This window comes from Sutcliffiella deserti (assembly GCF_020037475.1).
GTDB classification, from domain to species: domain Bacteria; phylum Bacillota; class Bacilli; order Bacillales; family Bacillaceae_I; genus Sutcliffiella_A; species Sutcliffiella_A deserti.
Genome location: NZ_JAIQDB010000003.1, coordinates 121,845 through 143,717, shown reverse-complemented (window position 1 = coordinate 143,717; position 21,873 = coordinate 121,845). Strand labels below are relative to the sequence as shown.

Annotated in this window: 22 protein-coding genes; 20 read left to right on the top strand and 2 right to left on the bottom strand. The window is 34.4% G+C overall.

Annotated elements, in window-relative coordinates; all coding sequences use genetic code 11:
• Nucleotides 1-133 precede the first annotated feature (133 nt).
• From K9B36_RS09085 to K9B36_RS08995, 19 genes are all read left to right on the top strand, one after another.
• Nucleotides 134-418, top strand: a complete 285-nt coding sequence (locus K9B36_RS09085) for a DNA-binding protein (protein WP_223701731.1) — start codon at nucleotides 134-136, stop codon at nucleotides 416-418.
• Between the two features lie 461 nt (nucleotides 419-879).
• On the top strand, nucleotides 880-1,713 hold the full coding sequence (locus K9B36_RS09080) for an aminoglycoside 6-adenylyltransferase (RefSeq protein WP_223701730.1): 834 nt from the start codon (nucleotides 880-882) through the stop codon (nucleotides 1,711-1,713).
• A gap of 162 nt (nucleotides 1,714-1,875) precedes the next feature.
• On the top strand, nucleotides 1,876-2,310 hold the full coding sequence (locus K9B36_RS09075) for a hypothetical protein (RefSeq protein ID WP_223701729.1): 435 nt from the start codon (nucleotides 1,876-1,878) through the stop codon (nucleotides 2,308-2,310).
• Between the two features lie 191 nt (nucleotides 2,311-2,501).
• Nucleotides 2,502-2,720, top strand: coding sequence for an ATP-dependent Lon protease (locus K9B36_RS09070; protein WP_223701728.1), 219 nt, complete (start codon nucleotides 2,502-2,504; stop codon nucleotides 2,718-2,720).
• A gap of 116 nt (nucleotides 2,721-2,836) precedes the next feature.
• A complete protein-coding gene (locus K9B36_RS09065; protein ID WP_223701727.1) occupies nucleotides 2,837-3,322 on the top strand; it encodes a hypothetical protein in 486 nt (161 codons plus the stop codon).
• Nucleotides 3,323-3,464: 142 nt separating this feature from the next.
• Complete coding sequence (locus K9B36_RS09060) at nucleotides 3,465-3,683, top strand: hypothetical protein (RefSeq protein ID WP_223701726.1); 219 nt, start codon at nucleotides 3,465-3,467, stop codon at nucleotides 3,681-3,683.
• A 242-nt stretch (nucleotides 3,684-3,925) separates the two neighbouring features.
• Complete coding sequence (locus tag K9B36_RS09055; protein ID WP_223701725.1) at nucleotides 3,926-4,300, top strand: hypothetical protein; 375 nt, start codon at nucleotides 3,926-3,928, stop codon at nucleotides 4,298-4,300.
• A 163-nt stretch (nucleotides 4,301-4,463) separates the two neighbouring features.
• On the top strand, nucleotides 4,464-4,985 hold the full coding sequence (locus K9B36_RS09050) for an NUDIX hydrolase (RefSeq protein WP_223701724.1): 522 nt from the start codon (nucleotides 4,464-4,466) through the stop codon (nucleotides 4,983-4,985).
• 214 nt (nucleotides 4,986-5,199) lie between these two features.
• Complete coding sequence (locus K9B36_RS09045) at nucleotides 5,200-5,901, top strand: class I SAM-dependent methyltransferase (protein ID WP_223701723.1); 702 nt, start codon at nucleotides 5,200-5,202, stop codon at nucleotides 5,899-5,901.
• A gap of 157 nt (nucleotides 5,902-6,058) precedes the next feature.
• Complete coding sequence (locus K9B36_RS09040; protein ID WP_223701722.1) at nucleotides 6,059-6,442, top strand: VOC family protein; 384 nt, start codon at nucleotides 6,059-6,061, stop codon at nucleotides 6,440-6,442.
• Nucleotides 6,443-6,534: 92 nt separating this feature from the next.
• Complete coding sequence (locus K9B36_RS09035) at nucleotides 6,535-6,993, top strand: hypothetical protein (RefSeq protein ID WP_223701721.1); 459 nt, start codon at nucleotides 6,535-6,537, stop codon at nucleotides 6,991-6,993.
• Between the two features lie 160 nt (nucleotides 6,994-7,153).
• The gene (locus K9B36_RS09030) at nucleotides 7,154-7,696 is read left to right on the top strand and encodes a SurA N-terminal domain-containing protein (protein WP_223701720.1); all 543 of its coding nucleotides are present in this window, start codon (nucleotides 7,154-7,156) and stop codon (nucleotides 7,694-7,696) included.
• Nucleotides 7,697-7,795: 99 nt separating this feature from the next.
• The gene (locus tag K9B36_RS09025) at nucleotides 7,796-8,080 is read left to right on the top strand and encodes a hypothetical protein (protein WP_223701719.1); all 285 of its coding nucleotides are present in this window, start codon (nucleotides 7,796-7,798) and stop codon (nucleotides 8,078-8,080) included.
• 150 nt (nucleotides 8,081-8,230) lie between these two features.
• Nucleotides 8,231-8,377 (top strand): hypothetical protein, encoded by a 147-nt coding sequence (locus tag K9B36_RS09020; RefSeq protein WP_223701718.1) that lies wholly within the window; start codon nucleotides 8,231-8,233, stop codon nucleotides 8,375-8,377.
• Between the two features lie 622 nt (nucleotides 8,378-8,999).
• Nucleotides 9,000-9,953: an NAD(P)-dependent alcohol dehydrogenase gene (locus tag K9B36_RS09015; RefSeq protein ID WP_223701717.1), complete on the top strand. Its 954-nt coding sequence runs from the start codon at nucleotides 9,000-9,002 to the stop codon at nucleotides 9,951-9,953.
• Between the two features lie 108 nt (nucleotides 9,954-10,061).
• Nucleotides 10,062-10,337: a DUF2442 domain-containing protein gene (locus K9B36_RS09010; protein WP_223701716.1), complete on the top strand. Its 276-nt coding sequence runs from the start codon at nucleotides 10,062-10,064 to the stop codon at nucleotides 10,335-10,337.
• 370 nt (nucleotides 10,338-10,707) lie between these two features.
• The gene (locus K9B36_RS09005) at nucleotides 10,708-11,778 is read left to right on the top strand and encodes a DNA cytosine methyltransferase (RefSeq protein WP_223701715.1); all 1,071 of its coding nucleotides are present in this window, start codon (nucleotides 10,708-10,710) and stop codon (nucleotides 11,776-11,778) included.
• Between the two features lie 160 nt (nucleotides 11,779-11,938).
• The gene (locus tag K9B36_RS16975; protein ID WP_223701714.1) at nucleotides 11,939-13,585 is read left to right on the top strand and encodes an McrB family protein; all 1,647 of its coding nucleotides are present in this window, start codon (nucleotides 11,939-11,941) and stop codon (nucleotides 13,583-13,585) included.
• Nucleotides 13,586-13,591: 6 nt separating this feature from the next.
• Nucleotides 13,592-14,836 carry an McrC family protein gene (locus K9B36_RS08995; RefSeq protein ID WP_223701713.1) on the top strand — a complete coding sequence of 415 codons (1,245 nt, stop codon included), beginning with the start codon at nucleotides 13,592-13,594 and terminating at the stop codon, nucleotides 14,834-14,836.
• Nucleotides 14,837-15,089: 253 nt separating this feature from the next.
• Here the strand turns inward: K9B36_RS08995 and K9B36_RS08990 are convergent, their stop codons facing one another.
• Together K9B36_RS08990 and K9B36_RS08985 are read right to left on the bottom strand one after the other, a co-directional pair.
• Nucleotides 15,090-16,550, bottom strand: coding sequence for a 3'-5' exonuclease (locus tag K9B36_RS08990; protein ID WP_223701712.1), 1,461 nt, complete (start codon nucleotides 16,548-16,550; stop codon nucleotides 15,090-15,092).
• Nucleotides 16,551-16,561: 11 nt separating this feature from the next.
• Nucleotides 16,562-18,388 (bottom strand): ATP-dependent helicase, encoded by a 1,827-nt coding sequence (locus tag K9B36_RS08985; RefSeq protein ID WP_223701711.1) that lies wholly within the window; start codon nucleotides 18,386-18,388, stop codon nucleotides 16,562-16,564.
• A 134-nt stretch (nucleotides 18,389-18,522) separates the two neighbouring features.
• Here K9B36_RS08985 and drmA point away from each other — a divergent pair, with 134 nt between their 5' ends.
• The gene (gene drmA / locus K9B36_RS08980) at nucleotides 18,523-21,870 is read left to right on the top strand and encodes a DISARM system helicase DrmA (RefSeq protein WP_223701710.1); all 3,348 of its coding nucleotides are present in this window, start codon (nucleotides 18,523-18,525) and stop codon (nucleotides 21,868-21,870) included.
• Nucleotides 21,871-21,873: the final 3 nt, after the last annotated feature.

Sequence of the window (21,873 nt, the reverse complement as noted above, 5' to 3'; positions counted from 1 at the left end):
AATTAATGTTAAACTACAGGAGCAGGATTATTCAATTGTGACTTATATTTTTCTATTTCGCAAAATATATATGGTCCGTATTTGGAATGAGCAGATATGCTTTTTCACTATTAGCCATTAAGGAGGAATTCGGATGATTTGGTTAGGATTAGGAATTGTCATAGCAGGATATTTAATTGGGGATGGATTAAAAAATTTTAAGAATCCAGACTCAAAAAATATTTTAGAATCTTTAGATGAAAATGATGACCACGAACTAATTAAAGAGAATGATGTTCATCATTTTATCGGTATTTCCAAGGAAGACGCAAAACATTTGATTGCCGAACACCCAAGCATTCCTCATATTGTAATTAACAATAAGGTGTACTATCAAAAAGCCAACTTACGTGAATGGCTAATAAAAATAGGACGTTGACCATTTTTAGAATAAGGGTTAGCCCTTTATTATTGAACGAACTAAGCAGTTTAGAGATAAAGAAATAGATTAGAGGAGAGGGTAAATTGAGAAACCTTATAAAGTATCTAGTCATATTTGTGTGGGCTGTACTATTTTTATATTTTTTTAATATTCTATTGCCAAAAAATATACTCTTTTCCGTAATTGGATGGATAGTTCTTATGATAAGCTCCCTATGGATACTTAGATTACTTGAAGGTAAAAAGGCTAGTTGACCATACAAACGCATCTTTTGTCAGTTGCTAGCTATCTTCTTGTGATCATTGTGTGTTATCACGCTAACGGGTGCGTATCTTTAACAAGGAGATAGCACCTTTTTTTATTGAAGTTAAGGAGCAGTAAGCCCAAAGAAGGTATCTTTTAACTTTTGAAGAAATATTATATTTAAGGATATTTATCAAAGGAGTGGTTTTTAATGTGTGGGATTGGAAAATAAACATCGGAAAAGAGATTTAGATATTCCTAAACATCGACAAATATTGTTAAATAAAATCGAGGAAGACTTAATAAAAGATGAAAATGTCTTAGCTGTATTTTATGGAGGTTCAATAGGTAAGAAAAATACAGATTTTTATTCGGATATTGACCTACGTATAGTTGTTAAAGATGACGTGTTTGAAGAATATAGGTTGAACAAAAAAGAGAGAGCTAAACGCTGGGGAAAAGTATTATTTCATGAAGACTTTCCTTGGACTACGTATAGCATTGCTCATTATGATAATTTTATAAAAGTTGACTCTTTCTATTATAGAACAACAGGTGTTCAACCATCCGTATGGCTGCAAAACATAAGCGTTGTTTATGATAAGAAAGGATTTATGGGAGAAGTTTTAGAAAAATCAAAGAAACTATCTTATAGTCCAACTGAGCAAGAGGTTGAAATATGGAGAACAAAATTTTTTGCATATGTTCACGAAGCCTATCGAAGAGTAAATAGAAAAGAAATATACTATGCTTTACAATGCTTGGATAACTTAAGAATGTCTATGGCAACTGCTTGGTGTATGGATAAAGGGTTTCAACCTAATGCATTCGGAGATTGGGCAAAATATGAAGGTGAAAGAAGCGAATTGGAGAGATGGCAACTTTCGCTATTAGAAAGCTGGCATAGCAGCAGAGACCACAATGATTTAATGAATGTAATTAAGGAGATCATTCCTGAATTTAAAAAAACACATAAGAGTTTATGTGAAAAGGTAAGTATTGAAGAAAATCCTAAGTGGGTTGAAGAGATTTTAGGGATGGTTATATGAAGAGAACAAGCACTCAAAATACTGGGTGTCTGATATTGTTGTTTTCTTTAACATTAGGATGCGATAGTTAAGGAAACTGTTGTACGAACGGGGAGAATCCTTAATAAGAGATCCATTTAGCCTAACGGTTTCGTGCATAAATAAACTTAGAGGAGGTGAAGGATGAATAAGGATAAACTTCAAATTTTCTATATTATTAGCGTTTTCGTATTCCTTGCGATTTTAAGTAATAGGTCATATGACATTGGAGAACCGAGTTTTTTCGTTCCAGTTAGTATTGTTTCTTTTGTTATTGGAGTAGTTGGAGTATATTTGTTCGGAAAAGATATGAGGCTATACAAAAATTTGTATTTCATAAGTTATGTCATTACAGTAGGTATGGCTTTTGTACCCGTTATAGGGGTTTATATGGAAAGTGGGGCACCTTCTTACGGATTTCCAGCACAGTGGTTTAATTATCATCCTATAAGCGGTTCTGTTTCTTTTAGTATATTTGGTTTTTTATTTAATTTTTTCATATTTTATTTTTTGCTTCGACTCTTGTTTAAAATGTTTTTGAGATTTTCAAAGAACGAGACTAACTTGAATGACGTATAGAAGAGAACCTTATAATTCCAATAAAATTCAAACAGGGTGCTTATCTGCAACAAGATAAGCTTTTTTTTATGGAAATATAACTTGAGTAAATATCTGATTTTTGAAATAATTGGTATTAAGCAATAGGGCAGTTCACTTGAAAAAGGAACTAACACTTTATATAGAAAAAAAGATATAAAAGGGGAAATTTTATGAAATTATTATGGTCTGTTTTGTTAGCAGGTTTTTTAGGTATATTAGTTTTCTTTGGACCAATTGGACTATACATCTTATGTGCAATTGTTGTAGGAGTTATTTTTAGGTCGTTTGTTTTATTAAATGACATTCATAAGCAAGTTGTATCAGAGGGGGGCAGAGATGAAGTCCAAGAAGCATATGAAAAGTATCTAAAAGAGAAAGCAGCAAACTAAGAACGTTCTTATGAAAAAATATTCAACTATCTGGGGCGATTGCAGCACAAAAAAATCACTCCTTATAAAATAGCTGGGCAGGTTTCTGGTATAAGGTGGTTAAAGGGGGTTGCTAAATGAAGTTGGTACTAAGCTACAAAATGTTTATTATTATTTTAGTTTTCGGACTATTTGGGTGCGGGGAAAATAATAATAGTGAGGAGAATATAAGAGGTGAATCGTATATAAAAAATGATTCTCAGCAAGTAGATGACTTTAAAGTTTCAATAAATGTTGAAAACGGTGAAGCTCTTAATGTTTATGCCACCATTACTTATACAGGAGAAGAAGCGGAAAAAGATATATATCACGGTGGGAGTATATTTTTCTTTAATATTTACCAACAAGATGGTTATTTTGAATATATAGGTGGCATGGATCAACCACAATTAACAACAACACTTTTTCAGAATGAACCTCACAAAGTAACTTTCAATGTGTTAGATATACCTAACTTAAATCCAGGTACTTATGAGTTTGAAGCTATTGCTTCGTTTTCTTTGAATTCAGAAATAGCGTCAAATATTGAGATTGGTGTTTCTAAAATTGAGGAAATTGATTAAGTATCTGCAGCCATCAGTATCTTTGGTTAAAGGGGTTTATCTGCAACAAGATAAGCTTCTTTTTTATGGAAAATATATCTTGAGAGAATGTATGATATTTGAAATAATTAATGTTAAGGAATAGGGCAAGGTTGTTTCATAGTTGATAGAAGGAGTTAAGGGAGCTGGAGAAATGTCGACATTATTAAATATCATTCTTTATTCATTACCAACGCTTATTGTACTCTTATTTTTTTATTGGGGTGTTAAAGATGTTTGGTTCAATTTTAATGAAAGTAATGCTAAAAAATTTGATGAAATTATAAGGCAAAATTATGAATTAAAACAGGAAATTGATGACCTTAAAAAGCGAATCAAGTAGTCGAAACTTCAGTATTTTTTCATTAATAGGAGCTTATCTTGCAACAAGAAAAGCTTCTTTTTTAAGGAAATATATCTTGAGTAAATGTCTGATTTTTGAAATAATTGGCATTAAGGTAAAAGGGAAGTTTCATTGAAATAATGAAACCTTAAATATGTCGTATCCATCGAGTTATTTAAGATTAGTTATTTTTTTCGTCATCTTGTGAAATTAAATTTTAATTCATAGGGGTGAAATAAAGTATGATTCGGAAGATGATAACGCTATTTATAACTGTATTATTGTTGTCTGCTTGCAGCTCCAAAGATTTTACTTTTTCAGGTGAATCTGATTATTGGCAAGCAGATTTAAGAGTGCACCATTCCAGTGATTTTGAGAAGCAGGAACTTATATTAAGGTACAAGGGGGAGGATGTAGACTCTGTTGGTGAAATTACCTATACCGTCAACAGTAAAGGTAGTTTTGGCGGAACGAGGGATAAATTGCAGGAAAATGGCTCTCTTAGAGACTATAAAGAAGCGGATCCAACAAATGCCAAGATCAGTGAAGATACTGAAGTCGAGGTAACAGTTGAATGGAATGGTAATACTGAAACATTTAAGCTGACCAAGAAATAAAAATAATTGAATCCCAAGGATGCCATAAATATAAACTGGGTGCTTATCTTGAAGAATAAGTCCCTTTTTTGTGCAAGTCATTAAACAATTGAAGTGGTTTGCTGAGTAAAGGTTAAGAGGTCTAATCTTAAGATAATGACTAATGAGAGTTGGGTGTAAGCTGGTGGAATTATGGGATATGTATGATATAAATCGTAGCAAAACAGGTCGTTCTTGGGTTCGTGGTAAAGAGCTTGAACCTGGGGATTTTCATTTAGTTATTCATGTTTGTATTTTTAATTCAAACGGGGAAATGCTCATTCAACAAAGGCAGTCCTTCAAAGAGGGGTGGCCAAATCTGTGGGATCTCACTGCAGGTGGGAGTGCCGTAGCTGGGGATACAAGTCAAACTGCTGCACAAAGAGAATTGAATGAAGAGATTGGTTTAAAAGTAGACTTTCAGCATATACGTCCTCACTTAACCATTAACTTTGAAAATGGTTTTGATGACATTTATTTAATCCAAGAAGATGTGCAGTTACATATGCTTACTTTGCAGTATGAAGAGGTTCAAAACGTGAAATGGGCAAGCAAGGAGGAAATTTTGACGATGATCAAAAAAGAAGAATTTCTCCCATACTACGAAAGCCTTATCCACTTATTATTTGATTGCCGTAACAAACGGGGAGCTATTTCAAAGGTATAACAAGAAAAAATTTTTTATTATTGTCGAATGGTAGTTGCTTAATAGCTGCGTACTATTTGGTGAAGATGGGGGAGGATATTGATGAGTAAGAATTGTTGGTATGATCACAAAGGACTGTATTATATTTGTGAAAAAGCCAAGTGTTCTGGTTCCCTTCCTCTAATTATGCGAGGGTTTGTCAAAATAAAAGCAGAATGTTTCTGGAGGAGTACTTGTGGAGAAACGAATTTTAAATTATGAAGATTTATTAGCAATGTTAGATGATTTACTGAGAGAACCAAAGGAATTTTGGGAGAATTTTTATGAAGATAGATCAAAAGATATTCCCTTTTTTAAAGTGAAAGGCCCCGATGAGAACTTGGTTGAATATTTCAATAAGGGACTTTCTCCAAAAAAGGTTTTAGAATTAGGCTCTGGACCTGGTAGAAATGCTATTTATATGGCTAAGCAAGGAGCTGCCGTAGGGGCATTGGATTTATCTGAAAAAGCGATTGAATGGGCAAAAGAAAGAGCGGATGAAGAGGGGGTTACTCTGGATTTTCATTGCGTTTCTTTGTTTGATTTTGAAATTGAACCGAATACATATGATTTTATCTATGACTGTGGAATGTTCCATCATTTAGCTCCTCATCGCCGATTAACGTACTTAGAGATAATTAAAAAGGCACTTAAAAAAGATGGATACTTTGGACTGGTTTGCTTTGATACAGATGGTAGTTTAGGTACACCAGATTGGGAAGTTTACAAAGAAGGTAGCTTGAGAGGTGGAATAGGCTATACAGAAGAAAGGTTAAAGGAGATATTTAAAGATGATTTTATAATTAAAGACTTTAGAAAAATGAAGAAAGTTATTCAACCAAATGAGCTATTTGGAGAAGATTTTCTTTGGACAAGTTTGATGCAAATTAAAAAGTAGTCTTTCTTTTTTTTACTAGCGGTGATTATTAGTGTAGGACTGTTGTTGTAGTGGCAGTTCCTTCTGTTGTTGAAGTAAAGGTGCCCTTAGTAAAAGAAGGAATTTACTAAGGATTATAGAAATTGATATAATCCAACAATGTTTAAGGAGAAAGTAAATGAAGAACCTTTTAATTGAATCGCATTGTATATTTCCAACACAGGATATAATAAAAACCGCCAATTTTTATGAACATAAAATGGGATTTAAGGCTGTTCATTATTTGAATGCGAATGAACCCCATATTTGTTTGTATCGTGATACAACAGAGATTATCTTAACCAAAACTAACGGACAGAAGGTAATTCCGAATAGAGACTTATATGGTTACGGGTATGATGCTTATTTTATTACAAAAAACCAAGAAGAACTTCAAGAAGAACTGGTCAGTTCCAATGTTAAGATAGTCCGTGCCTTAGACAAAACAGATTACAATAATACAGAATTCGTAGTTGAAGATATAGATGGAAGATGGATAGCTTTTGGGATAAAAGTTGGTTGAAGTAGTAGTAAAGTTTTTGAAGGATGTACTTATAGTAAAGGAGTGCGATTGTGGAACAAGGCAGTCGCTTTTTGTGCTATTGGAGTAGAAGAATGGAAGTGAACATATTACAAGGAGGGCTTATGCACCCAACAGAAGTTATAGAGTTTATGGTGGTAGGTATTATTATTTCAGTACTCATAATTATTTCATTTATTTTAAAAGGTAAATGGAGAAAGTTTGGATTGGTCCTCGCCATAGTCGTATTTTTAGCATATACCATATTTTTTATAGCCCGCCCATATTGGATAGATGCACAAATTGAGAAAAAAATTGAAATGTTAGAACCATATTTAGAACATCAGTATCCAAATGACGAGTGGATAATTACAACGGTTCCTCATAGACAAGATGGTTATAAGCACCTTAATCCCTATTACATTGGGGTGGTTTTCGAAGACGAGCCAGAAGTAACTTATCATTATTGGGTTGAGAAGAATAACATTTACCAAATTAGTTTTTCGACTGAAAAAGCAAATTCAGAAGAGTTAAAGTATAAAGAAAGCGAATAAGCGAATTTTTTAAACTTCAAACGTTTACCTATTGCTAACGATTGCTAAACAAGAAACAGTAGTTTTTCTTTCAGTTCAGGAAAGTAAAAAACGAAACTTTGTGCTAGATTATTCGTAACTATCTTAGCGAGTTACGGTTCTGGAGAGAGGTGTTTAAGTTATGTATAAAATTCTCTGTTCTATTATTATTATTTATTTAATTTTCTTAACAGGGTGCTCGGATTCACCCAAGTATAATGATGAAGATGTTGTCGCAATAGTTAAAGGAGAAGAGATAACAATTGGTGAATTGCGGTTTTTATACCCTGATGAAGAAATATTTAATAGGTTGGACGGGACAATAAAAGCAAAATTAGTAATAGAAGAAGCGAAGAAAATGAATATCGATGTGTCAAAAGAAGTAAACGAAACGATAAAGGCATTGGGGGATTATCCACCTGACCATATAGATACTGATGCTGCAAATTCAATTCGTAAGTTTGTTGAACCACAAGCTGAAAAACTTGCACTGGCTCCAGAAGCATATTACAAAAAGTACATTGAGATAACAACTGAAACGGGTGCGTATGTTAATGCCTATATACAAGAAGTATTAGGTGAACCAAGGGATAATTATGAAAAGTATGATGAACAAGCAAATAAGCATCTCAATGAATTAGTTGAAGAAAATAAAGTTGAGATTAAGATACTAATTAGTAACTGATGGAATTGCTTCTTCAACTATTGGGAGCGATCGCAACAAGTAGCAGTCGCTATTTTTGGTGCAGTAGAGTTAAATGTTAAAATACAGGAGGTTATTTATTTGTTTGATGTACTTTTGATAGTCTTAGCTATTTTAATTATGATTGGGATTTTTCTAATACAAAGTGCAATATGTGAATCTCAATACAAGTCCATGGGTCTAGTATTACCATTGATTTTCTTAGTCTTTTCAATCATTATAAGTGTTCCAAATTTCGAGAAGGCTTTTTATATCCAATTTAGTTTGGGTGCATTTATTGCGTCTCTGGTGATTTTTCTATTATACAATTTGGTAACAGTAGCTTTAATCTCTGTTTATTGGAGACGAAAAAGGCTTGTAGTATAAAAAACTCTAAAAACACGGGGACGGTCCTCACGTTTCCCTATTCCTCCCATTTAGTATAATTATAAATTTTTTAAAAATTTGAAGGGTTTTAAAATCAGATGTTATTCTACAATCCTCTCCCCAAACACCTCTCTACCAGGAGGAGTATTTATGGTTCAAATTAAAAAGGATCAAGCAATGCCATTGGTGGAAGGATTGCTACTTTTTGAGTTTTCTAATGGCAATCGCAAATTTGTGGCTATCACTCGACATATAATTGGTGTGTTAGAGAAATTGAAAGATCCTGTATTCCTTTAAACAGGTGTTTGTTGATAAAGAGTGGAGGATAGCATCCTGGCCAAGGGAACTAGATATTGATCCTGGCAATTTATATTAAGAGGGAATTCCAATTCAGGTAGTTGAGAATCTGACTAATGCAGTTATAACAAAAGTTACTTTTGTAGACTTTAATTATCAAAAAAGGACGTAGTTTTGGAAACACAGGGACCTCATGTTTTCTTTCGTTTGGCTAAACGAAGAAAACACTAGGACCGTCCCGGTGTTTTTCAATCAACCGCTGGTGTAACCAAAAACTGAACAATTACTTCAAATAAGACCCGAACTAATTTGATTAGAAAATTAGTTCGGGTTTTATTGAGGCTAAAACACTTTTGTCCTAGCCTCAATTCAAGAGAATGGTTCTAGTATATTCAATAAAATCCGTAGGTAATCCTCAACGACTGGGGACACGACAATTTTGAATTTAATTGGAACTTAATCATGTGTGATTTCGTACAGCATAATATACTTATATAAGAATGGTACTTACCTCTAAGAAGATAGTTCAGTTTTTAAGTTAGGCTGCTTTCAGGCAGGTTCAAATTGATTGTCAAGGTTTATGGTTATGTAACAATTCAATTATTATTAGGAGGTCAAACTTTTGAAAGCAGCCATTTTTAAAGCCTATGGTTCCCCTGAAGTAATGGAAATTAGCGAAGTTGATAAGCCGTCAATTAAAGATGAAGATAGAGTATTGATTAGAGTAGTCTCAGCCTCGGTAAATCAATATGACAATCTATTTCGAAAAGGGTATTTTCCTACCAGAATAGAGAATGGACTTACAAAACCAAAAACGCAGATTCTGGGAATTGACGTTGCGGGGACAGTGGAAGCCATAGGTGAAAATGTAACGAAATTTAAGGTTGGAGATTCTGTTTTTGGAAGTTGTGTCGGCTCACATGCTGAATATGTCTGCCCAAGGCAAAGTTTTATTTCCCTTATGCCAAATAACTCAACTTTTGAAGAGGCAGCTGCAATGCCATGTGCTGCACAGACTGCCCTGCAAGCATTGAGGGATGTTGGGAAAGTAAAAGCAGGCGATAAAGTATTAATCTATGGTGCATCTGGAGGAGTCGGGCACTTTGCCATTCAGCTTGCTTTGCATTTCGGAGCTGAAGTAACTGCAGTTTGTAGTACCTCAAATATTGAATGGGTAAAAAATCTAGGTGCTCATCATGTAATTGATTATACACAGGAAGATTTCGTTCACAACGGAAAAAAATATGATGTAATATTGGATGCTGTCGGAAAGAGAACCTTTTTCAGTTGCTTGCGTTCACTAACAGAAAAAGGAGTTTATATAACAGAACATCCACTCTACCCCAAGTATCATCCAATTCAATTGATGATAGGCTCTATCATAAGTAGTAAAAAGGCCAAGATTCATCTTGCAAAACCAAACGACAGTGATTTGGTTCTATTAGGAGAGCTTATGGAACAAGAAAAATTAAGACCTGTAATTGAAAAGTGCTTCCCTTTAAATGAAATTGTAGAGGCTCATAGGCACATTGAAAGTGGACGGACAAAGGGGAAGGTTGTACTTAAAATCGAGTGAAATTATTTCCGGTTTGGATTATGGAAACAGTAGGGATGGTTGGTTCCGGGTGCTCCCCAATTAGTATGTTGATAAATTTTACAAAAAATTAAAGGATTTTAAAATCAAATGTTACTCTTCAACCTTTCTCCTAATCCCTCTCTACCAGAAGGAGTATTTATAGTTCAAATTAAAAAGGACCAAGCAATGTCAGGGTTGGAAGGATGGCTACTTCTTGATTTTTCTAACGGCAAACGCAAATTTGTGGCTATCACTTTGCATATGATTGGTGTGTTAGAGAAATTGAAAGATCCTGTATTCTTTAAACAGGTGTTTGTTGATAAAGAGTGGAGTAAAGCATCTTGGCCAGGGGAACTAGATATTGACCCTGACAACTTATATTAAGAGGGAAAACCAATTCAGGTAGTTGAGAATTTGACTAATGCAGTTATAAACAAAAGTTACTTTTGTAGACTTTAATTATCAAAAAAGGACGTAGTTTTGGAAATACAGGGACCTCATTTTTTCCTTCGTTTGGCTAAACGAAGAAAACACTAGGACCGTCCCGGTGTTTTTGGTGCTTTCTTGGAAATGTCCAAAATCATTTTAGGGTTTGCAAAAGTTACACAATATAGAATGGGCCACTGATTGAATAAGCGGGCTAGGATGTTAGATTTCTATTCGACAAGAAAAAAGAACGTGTGTTCTTATGTCTGTTGTGTTTTTCATGCAATTCTAGTATTATGAAAGAAAGTATAGAAGAGGTGTTTTAAGGATGTTAAAACTTGTCTCCTTATTTAGCGGTTGTGGAGGAATGGATTTAGGATTTAAGCAAGCTGGTTTTGATATAGTATTTGCCAATGACATAGATAATGATGCTGTAGTAACTTATAGAGAAAATATAGGGGAGATAATTCAAAAAGATATTAGAGAAATTCATGAAGATGAAATACCAGAGTGTGATATTTTAGTTGGTGGCTTTCCATGTCAGCCGTTCTCTAGCGCAGGCAATAGAAAAGGCGTTGCAGATGAAAGAGGGACTCTATTTCATGAAACAATTAGGATTATTAAGAAAAAGCAACCTAAAGTTATACTATTTGAGAATGTTAGAGGGATATTATCAATAAAAAACGAGGATGGTAGTAAGTTAATAGATGAAATAGAAAGGATCATGTTTGAAGAAGGGTACTACGTTGATTATAAATTATTAAAAGCTAGTGATTATGGAGTTCCACAGAATAGATATCGAGTCATTATTGTAGGAATTCGTAAAGATTTAAACAAAAGGTTCGAATTTCCAAAACCCTTTCAAGCAGATAACCTAACATTAAGTTCAGTGCTTGAAAATTTGCATCCTAATTTACCTAATAATGAGCATTGGAGACTATCACCTCAATCCAAGGAAATTATACCTTTTATTAAGGAAGGTGGATCTTGGAAGGATATCCCATATGATAAACTCCCTGAGCGAATGAAACGCATTAGAGACAATATTAAAAAGTATAAATCACCTAATTTTTATAGAAGGTATAGTCGGAATGAGATTTGCGGAACAATTACTGCTGCAGCTACCCCTGAAAATTGTGGGATTATACATCCTACTGAAGATAGAAGATTTACTGTTAGGGAAGTAGCAAGAATTCAATCATTTCCAGATGATTTTGTATTTAAAGCTAATAATATATCAGGAAAGTACAAAGTTATTGGTAACGCAGTTCCACCAAAACTTGCTTTTGTATTAGCAATTCAAATTCTAGCTATTTTAAACAGTACCATTGATACTGAAGACAACGGTTATAATAGCCTTGAACAAATAAATGCTGATGAATTATTAGGTATCGTTTAAGTCACCAATATTGGTGGCTTTTTAGTTTTTCATTATAATATATTTTAAGTAAGAAAAAATCACATAATTAGCACTTCTATTTATTTTTCATTTTAATTATGAGAAAATAACATTAATGTAAATTTTTGATAGAGGGAATTACCCATGTAGGAGGAGCAAAGTGACTAAGTATTATATTTCAGAAGATAATATTCTAAATTCAATTACATACTTTAAAAATCTAAACATCGATAATGATGCAATGCTTCCAGCTTTTTTAATTGCTAAACATTTCGGAATTTCTTTAACAAGACCGGTTTCATTCTCAATTACAAATGCTGAACAAAAGAAAGTATTATTGGGACTTGTATGGAAAATGGGTGGATTACAGGGTAAAAATGAAACAGGTAAAAAGAGATCTGTTTTATTTCCGAATTCCTTTAAATTTGAAGAAATTTTATCTGGTGATTTTTATCAAGCAGGAACTGAGTTTACTGGTCTCGTTTCACGTATAAAAGATACAATTGAAAAGAAAAATTTACATGACCAACTTTATATCGATAAGAATAAACAATTGACTCTTTCTCGTAAATACAAAGAAATAATTAATGAAAATTATCTTAAGGGTCAAAAAATCTCTTTGAAACACTTTACTTGCTGGGTACTCAGGTTTATAGATTTTGATTTCCAATCAATAGAACCTAGTGAAAAAGAATTTACTCGAGTAGTTAGTAAAACAATACGGCAATTGTTTCGGATTACCAAAAAAGATTTTTTGTGGTTGTTTGAAGATGATATTTTAAGCGATTCTATTACTCCATCAACTTCAGTGATTAACCCAGAAAAAATAAGAAGTGAATTTATTTTCAAAACAGGTTTAGAACCAGAAATATCTGTATCTAATTCTGTTAATGAAGTTCAAGAAATATCAATCGAATCTACACAGGTTTCTAAATACATTCAGATGACTGGAGATAACCCAACTGATGACCAAATTTTCAACACATTAATGCAGACGAAACAAATAGTTTTGACTGGTGTGCCTGGCATAGGAAAATCCAGATTTTTAAACAATTTAAGAAGTAGATTTGAACATGCAGAATTGATTCAATTCCATGCTAATTACTCCTATGAAGATTTTATAGGGGGGGATACCATAGAATCTTCTACAGTTATTTCAAAAAAAGGAAAGTTTTTGAAGTTTATTCAAAAAGCGAAAGATAATCCAGAAAACACTCCACATCTATTCATTATAGATGAACTAAATAGAGGTAATATCGCTCAAATTTTTGGAGAAACGATTTTAGCTTTGGATCGGGGTTACTCTGTTGACTTAGCTAAAGAGATTGAGGGAACTGGAACATTTTCAATTCCTGAAAATTTGTATATTGCATGCTCAATGAATACAAGTGATAGGAATATTGCTTTTTTAGATTTAGCAATAAGAAGACGGTTTGCTTTCTTGGAATTACTTCCTAATTACGAACTATTATCATCCATTACGGAGTATGGTAGTTTTGATATAGGTGATATTTTAAAAACCATAAACACTAGAATTTTAAATACGTTAGGAAAGGAAGAGTTATTACTTGGACATTCATATTTCTTGTCGGATTCTGTAAAATCAGGTACAAAGTATGTTTGGACAGACGAGAAACTTCATCGTCAATTTAATTTTGTGATTCTCCCAACTTTACGAGAATACACGTTTTCGAATCGCAATGCATTAGTCACTATTTTAGGTGAACAGTTAAGTAGTGGGTTGATGGAAGTAGAGGATTTTGTAGAAGCATTTGTAGAAGAATTTGGAATGAATGGTAAGGACTGATTACTTGTGGAATACATTAACAGTATTGATGGACATAATTTAATTTATGTAAATTCAGACGAGATAAAGTTTTTCACTGAATTTCTGGAGAAGAAAGGTATTGCTTGGAAAGAGGAGCATAAAGAAGCATCAGTAGTTTCCTTAAGTAAGTCACTTACTGGATATATAAAAACTCCAAGAAGATTAATTACAATTGAATCCAAATATAAAGAAATAAATTTCGAACATATTTTACGATTATATAATTATGTGTATAGTTACAATAATACTCAAGACGATGAGTTATTAGATATTAATGAAAGTACACAAAGTCAGCATATTGTTCGTTCTTTTTTGACAAAATTACGAGGAAATATATCAATTGGTATTTTGCAAGATTATTCGAAAACTGATAAAAACACTAAGTTTCTAAAAGGGAATGTAGATTATGTAACAACATTTAAAAACAGCATGAAATTAAGAAGAAATCCTGTAAGGACCACAGTTTACATGCTCTCACCCGATGTAGATATCAATCGGTTAATTGTTGGCGCGTTACAACTCATTTCCAAATCTGGACAAAACACTTCAGAAGCATTTGAGTTATTAGACTTTTTTAACCATGTTCACCCAATTACAGAAAATGCAAGTAATTACTTAGGAACCATTGACTTTAATTCAAAAAATATACGATACAAAAAAATAGCGTCAGAAGCTGCTATGATTATCGATTCTTTATATTATGATGAGTTCGGAGGAAACGTTGGGGGAGAAAGTTTCCTGGTTAATTTTGACATTCTTTTCGAAAAATTCATTCAAAAGATACTAATTGAAGTGACAGAAGAAAGGGATTTCTCTGTGTGGAAAGAGTCTCAAATATTTGGTGTGGAGTACTTTAATGGTGCTGTTTTAAATAAAAATGAGTACCACCCAGATATATTATACAAATATACTCCAGAAGATGAAGAAAGAGATTTTCAACCTTCAGCAAAAGCCGTAATAGATGTAAAGAACAAAGCGAATGGTGTATTTAAAAACTCAGATCTTTATCAAATGCTAGTTTACAATCAACTTTTATATGCCAAAAAAAGCATTTTAATTTACCCATCTTTTTTTTACAAGCCATCAACTGTTTTTACAATTGATAATAATAGAATCCCTGTACCAGAAATATATTCTGTATTTATTGATATTTCCAGCACTGAAGCTGAAACGTTTAAGAGCTCAATACTTACTCTTATAGAAGATGTTTATGAAATACTCTTAGATTAATTTTTAGTTAATTCTAAAATGAAACGTTTTGCAGTCACAAAATTGGTTTGAATGACGACGTTGTCCTAGACATAGCATACTCACTATATAATGCAAAATGTTATAGTGAGTATTGTGAGGAACTATTTGAGTGGAATGATTTTGGTAGTTATAAAAACATACTGAAGAAATATAATTCTTTCAGCAAAAGTAATTAGGTTCTAGATTGTAAAAAGGACTATTGAATGTTGCCATTCTGTAGTCCTTTTTTCTATCAAACGGAATGGACTTTTATTTTTAGTCTATACATTTCACTATTAAGCTCAAGTACAAAAGGAGAATACTCTTTTTGTGCAACAAGTAATAATGTTTTTTTTGCGCGTGTCATTGCAACGTATAGTTTTTTTCTTTCGCGTGAAATGAAATCTTGTTCGTCTTCTCCGGGAGAAGGAGATTTGTATGGCAACTTTCCTTTCTTTAGATCAGTTATAATTACATGATCAAATTCCAACCCTTTGGAGGATTGATAGGTAATCAATTTGACCCCCGGTGATATAATATCAGCGTTTTCCTCTTTTACAAGATATACAGGGAACCCTTTGGTATCTAAAATTTCCTTGAGACGTTCCAGTTTTTTATGTGATTGAGCGATGATACCTATAGTACTATCAGGATAAGTACTTCTGACAGTTTTGACGTGTTCAAGAATTGTTTTTTCTTCATTTTCCCGGTCAGGACATAGTGCCAATTCTGGAACTTTTCCATCAATGTTTGGTTCTTCGGCACGGTAAAAGTCCGCATCTTTTACATACTGCTTATCTTGTTGTTGAAAGTCATTGGCTAACCTTATTATTTCGCGTGTGGATCTAAATGTTTGCTTTAACAATTGACTTCGATTGCCGACAACTTTAATTCCTGCGTCTTTCCAAGTGAAAGACCGTCTGAATATTTGTTGACCTTTATCCGCGCCAATAGTTAAACTTTTTTTAGTTATTGAACTAATAGCTTTTAATTGCATAGAATGTAAATCCTGAGCTTCATCAACTAATATATGATCAGGTTTAAGGTGTCTTGGAATTTGATTAGCCTTTTCAACCAGTATTCTGGCCAAATCGTCCCCATCAATTCCTTGATGCTTAGAATGATTGGAGAGTAACTCATTATATTTTTCTAAAATATCATATATAGTTTCCCGATGTGCTTGCGTTAAACGAATATCAGTTCCCCGTCCAGCACGTAATATTTCTAAATATTCTTTTCGGGATCTAATTCCAGCACCCTTGATCCATTCAATTTCATCGCAAAGAAACTGGACTAAGGCTTTATCACTCTTGGAATCTACTTTCATTTTAGGGAAATTAACAGTTTCGTATCTTTTATTTACAATGTTTTTAGCGAATCTAATTGCACTTTCTCTTTTTTCTCCTACTATTAAACGCGTGTGTGGATAATCTGTCTGCTCAAGCATTTCTTGCCCCCATTGATGAAAGGTCTTGGCAGCAATCGGTGAAGAAATGGTCTTTGCGCAAAGTTGACGGACATAATTAGTCAGCGTACGACTGTAGGTCAGTACAAGTAATGAGTCACTTGGGAGTGTTTCTTTCAGATAAGCTGCTCTTGCAAGAAGTATAGTTGATTTCCCGCTTCCCGGAATACCTTGAATAAGTAAATCTCCTTCGGGTTTAAATGTAACACATGTTTTTTGTTTCTTAGTTAATTCAATCGCTTGTGACATGAGGCTCCTCCTTAAAAAAATTCCATTAACTTTCTTAATTCTTCCTGACGTTTCTTTTCTTCTTCTTCCTGCTGTTTTGTTGTCTGGTCGATTATATCTGTATCGGTCTTATTAAATCCTTCATTCTTCTCTTCGGCAAAAGATGAGTTAAAGTGAATATGTGAGGTATTAGAATCAATACATTTATCCAAGAATCCTTCAAACTCTATTCCCTTCTTGCCGAGTATATAGAGCTGATTTTGAGCCCGGGTGAGACCGACATATAATAATCTTTTTTCTTCCTCAATATCCGGACGGCTGCTATGAGGAAACTCACGATCTCCTAAATATAGAATAAATACAATGGGGTACTCTAACCCTTTAGCATCATGTACTGTTTTAATTGTGATAGAATCAGTATCTGCCTCTACTGGTGTTTCTTCTTCTATCTCAACAATATGTTCGCTGAGATCATCTGTATCAACACCACCCTGATTCATAACGTCTACAATGAATTTGATAAGTTCCTCTGACGCATTTTTCACTTTTATTTTTTCAATGACTTCTTCTAATGGTTCGTCCTCATAAACATCCCGTACATTTAATACTTGCTCAATAAGAGACTCTGTTTTCTCTTTTTTTTGTTGCTGTGTATCATAGGGGATGGAGAATTTATCAAGTTGTTCAAAAACTGCATCTGCCTGAGGAGAGTGCTCTGAATTCTTCCTGTAGAGAATACAAATATCAGATAGAGATACGTACGAATCCTCAACAAGCTCGCTTATTTTCTTGGCAATGAATTGTGCTGCGAGTTGAATGGAATGAGTTTCAACAACCAGTGGCATAATTCCATTTCTATCTTTCGCTGGGAGGATTGTTTCTTCGCCAATAAAGTTATTTGCAACATGAATAATTTCATTAGTTGATCTGTAATTAAGGGTAAGATGTATAACTTCAGAACTTGCCGGAGCACTTCTTTTACAGTAAGCAGAGAATCGATCCATATTTTCATTATTTGACCCGTTAAATGTGTAAATAGTCTGGTTCTTATCCCCAACAACTGTAACGGCCTGATTTCTGTCTATTAATCTTAGAAGAAGCTCTTCTTGAGCCAGAGATGTATCTTGGTACTCATCGACGAAAATATGTTTGAAACTCTCTGATACATCTTTATATGTCCTCTGTTTTAAAGATAAGATACGAGTTGCTTCGTTAATAAGGCCTTGGAAATCTGTTGTATTTCTTATTTTTTCGATTTTTTTTATTCTTTTCCAAAATGTTGCTAGATCACATCCCCTAATTAAAATTCTTCCATGAGTGTAAGTGTTTATGTGATATTGAGCATCTTGAGAGATTTCATTCCAACTGTTAATTGGACGGGGTTCGAGACTTCCCTGTCTAATTAAGTTATAAGCTTGTGACATCGATTTATTTACTAAGTTGCGATCAGCATATTCATCGCATAAGCCCCTAGTTAGTGAAGGGTCCAAATCTATGAAGTTTTCTGTAGAAATAGTACCAAAGCCTTCGCGGAAGCGAGATTCATTATAATGAATCCCGTTTTTAATAATCCGAAAAGCTAAGCTGTGAAAAGTTAAAATAATTGGCTTTCCACCGTACCCAATTATATTTGTAAACTCTTCCATTTTATTTAATAAATGTGACTTGGCAGAACGTGAAAAAGAGATACCCAGTATATTTTCAGTAAGTATACCTAATTCAGTTTGTGTATAGAGAATTTTGGCAGCTAGAGTTGTTGTTTTGCCAGTCCCGGGTCCTGCGATTATTTGAGTATATCTTGATGTGGTTGTGACAGCATTCCTCTGTTGAGGGTTTAATAATCTAAACAATTTATCCATGTTAAACGCCTTCCTCGATGATTATATGTTTAGTGACTATCCTTTCAATATATTACCAGAAAAATAGCCAAATGTTTATGGGAATTTGGTAAAATAGTATTAGTGGCGTCAAAATGAATCAGGGAGGATACAAAATGGAAAAAGCTGATAGAAAAGTCAGGGACAAATTATTGGAACGTTTGCGCTATGAATTAATTGGTTGTGAAGACGAGAAGGAAACGATAAATAATAAACCTTTACAAAAATACTTGGCAGGTATTCTATGGCCTATGCATTCAAGTGTTGCAGCTGAAGAGAATGAAACAGATTCTATGAATGGAAGAGAAACTTCTAAAGAAGCATTCGAATCTATTGCTCCTCTTGCGAAAGCAATGAATCCTTCCGCAATCGGTTTATCTTTTTTAGTTGATAAACAAAAACCTGTCATTAATGTAGACATAGAATTTGGGATGTATGAAGAAATAGGAGAGAAAAACTGGACTAGGATTCCTTTTTTGCTAAAGGATTTTCATATAGATCTAACGGCAGGACTAGGAGTAAAACAAAAAAAGAGAGTCCCCCGTAAAGAAACTATGGAAGAAAAAGAGACAAAAGAATCAATTCAAGTCGAATGGATCGTCAGACCCTATCAAAACTCATTTGCTGTGAGTTTATTCCTAGTTAATCGGTACATTCAGGAAACGGATCAACACGAAATTGATCACATGTGTGTGTATCAACCAAAGATCCGTGTGAGTAGCCCAAGTGGTTTTATGGTGAGAAACGCCTTTTCAAATAATGATAAAGGCTTCCAAGATGAAGATGCGAGGTCGAATGAACTTCTTTACCGCAACGAAGGGGTCTATGGTGTTGGTCATAATATAGCTGTTTGTTGGAATGAAGTGAATGAAGAAACATCCAGAGCAGGTGTATTGGAGACAGAGGTTATCCCGGCACATGAAATCCCTATGGTTCTACCTCCTAAATGGGATAAAGGTGGAACCTTGGATATGAATGTATTGGCTTCCAAGAAAACGGCTAGAGAAGTAGAGGAAGCACTTATGCCTTTATTAATGGAATACGGAAAATGGATAGAAAAAAGATGGAAAGAGATTGAGGAGATAGAAGTAGACTATAGAGAAACAGCGACAATTCACATGAAAAAATGCCAAAAATCATTAGATCGGATGCATGCAGGGTTAAAAAAGTTAAATGAAAACAAAGATGCATTGGATGCCTTCTTATTTGCAAACAAAGTAATGGCAGATCAACGGACTCATACCGAAGCTATTGAAAGCGGGAAATCTCTTCAAAGTATCAAATCGGAATGGCGGCCATTTCAGATTGCTTTTTTCCTGCAAAATTTAGAAGGTGTAGTAGATCCTTCATCAAAAGACCGGAGTATAGCTGACTTGCTTTGGTTCCCTACAGGAGGGGGTAAAACGGAAGCTTATTTAGGATTAGCTGCATTTACGTTAGGTTATAGAAGGCTAATGAATGTCCAAGGTTACAGAACGGATGCCGGTGTTTCCGTAATCATGCGTTATACATTGAGATTGTTAACAATCCAACAGTTTCAACGTGCAACCGCTATGATATGCGCTTGTGAGGAAATAAGGAAGAGTGAGCCTGAGAAATGGGGACACACAAGGTTTAGAATTGGATTATGGGTTGGAGATAATAGTGTTCCGAACAAGTTTGAAGATGCCAAAAAAGTCATAAAGGCTAAAGAGGATGCAGTAAGAAGAAAAATTGAATTCTTTAATCCAAAAGGTATAAATGGAACACCGATTCAATTAGTTTCCTGCCCATGGTGTGGAGAAAAGCTTGTGGATGATAAAAACAATCCGGCTATTTTTTACAATACATATAAAGTGAAAGATAAAAAGAAGAGATTGCTTATATGCTGTCCGAATAATGAGTGTGGTTTTCATAAATCAAATTCTGGTGGAGAAGGACTGCCTGTACTGTTAACGGATGAAGAAATTTATCGAATACTTCCAGATATGATAATAGGTACAGTAGATAAGTTTGCCCGCATGCCATGGGAACCCCAGATACAGAACCTTTTCGGCCGGGTAAAGGGAGAGGTAGACGGTTGGGGATTCATGTCTAACTCGAATTCTCAAAATGAACTGGCAAACATTAAAAATGTTTCAGGTACTACCAACTTAACGAACACTAATTCTGTTCACCCCCCAAATTTAATTATACAAGATGAGCTGCACTTGATTTCCGGTCCGCTTGGAACAATGGTGGGACTTTATGAGACAGCTGTAGATCACTTGTGTTCAGTATCAATCAATGGGAATGAATACGGACCTAAGATCATTGCTTCAACTGCAACGATAAAGAATGCCCATAAACAGATAAGTGGACTATATACAAGGGACGCTCAAATATTTCCAAGTCCCGGTTTGACCCATACAGATTCATTCTTTGCTAAACAAAGAAGTATTCAAGATGAGCCAGGTAGGATGTATGTCGGCTTGTTCGCTCCAGGTAGAAGTATGAAAACTTCCCAATTAAGAATATTTGCTAACTTACTATCAAGTGTTACAGCTATGGAACGTACGTCCGAATTTGATCTTGATAATCTTGATCCTTATCAAACCTTAGTGGGGTACTATAACAGTATCAGGGAGCTTGGCGGTGCGGTGAGATTAATTGAAGATGACGTTCCTGCAAGAATGAATACACTGGAGAAGCAGTATACAGGTGAAAATCGATTCACATTTGTTCAGCGAGAATTAGATCGTGATGTTCCTGAATTAACCAGCCGTATCGACTCAGGTAAGATACCAACATTACTGGATCGTCTAATGCAGCCTTTCAGCGAGAAAAGAAAGTTAACCCCTGTTGATGTATTGCTTGCCAGTAATATGATATCTGTAGGTGTCGATGTTCCTAGGTTGGGGTTAATGGTTGTGAACGGGCAACCTAAAACAACAGCAGAATATATACAGTCTACGAGTAGGGTAGGCCGAAGACATCCCGGTCTTATCATTACAGCATATAACTGGGCAAGGCCAAGGGATATCTCACATTATGAAGAGTTCTATGCCTACCATGCTGCAGTGTATAGATATGTAGAACCAATAAGTGTCACCCCTTTCGCTTCAAGAGCAAGGGATAGAGGATTAGCGGCTGTGTTAGTATCCATGTTGCGATTGGGAGAAAGTGAACTCTCTCAGAATTCAGCAGCTAATAATGTAGACAAAGTAAATGAACTGGCTCAAAAAACGATTAAAGTGTTCTTGGACAGAGCACGTAAAATGGGTATTTCCCCGAAAGAAATTAAAGAACACCTTGAACATCTGATAGAAAATTGGGAAGAAGATTCCAATAAAAGCAGATTGATTTATTCTTCTTTTAGGAAAAAAGAAAATGAGTCAAATCTTCTCTATCCATTAGGCCAAGATTCTTCAAGAGGTACTTATAATACTCCAAACTCTATGAGAGATGTTGAACCTGTAGCCGGCATCTACATTGGAAAGGACTGATTC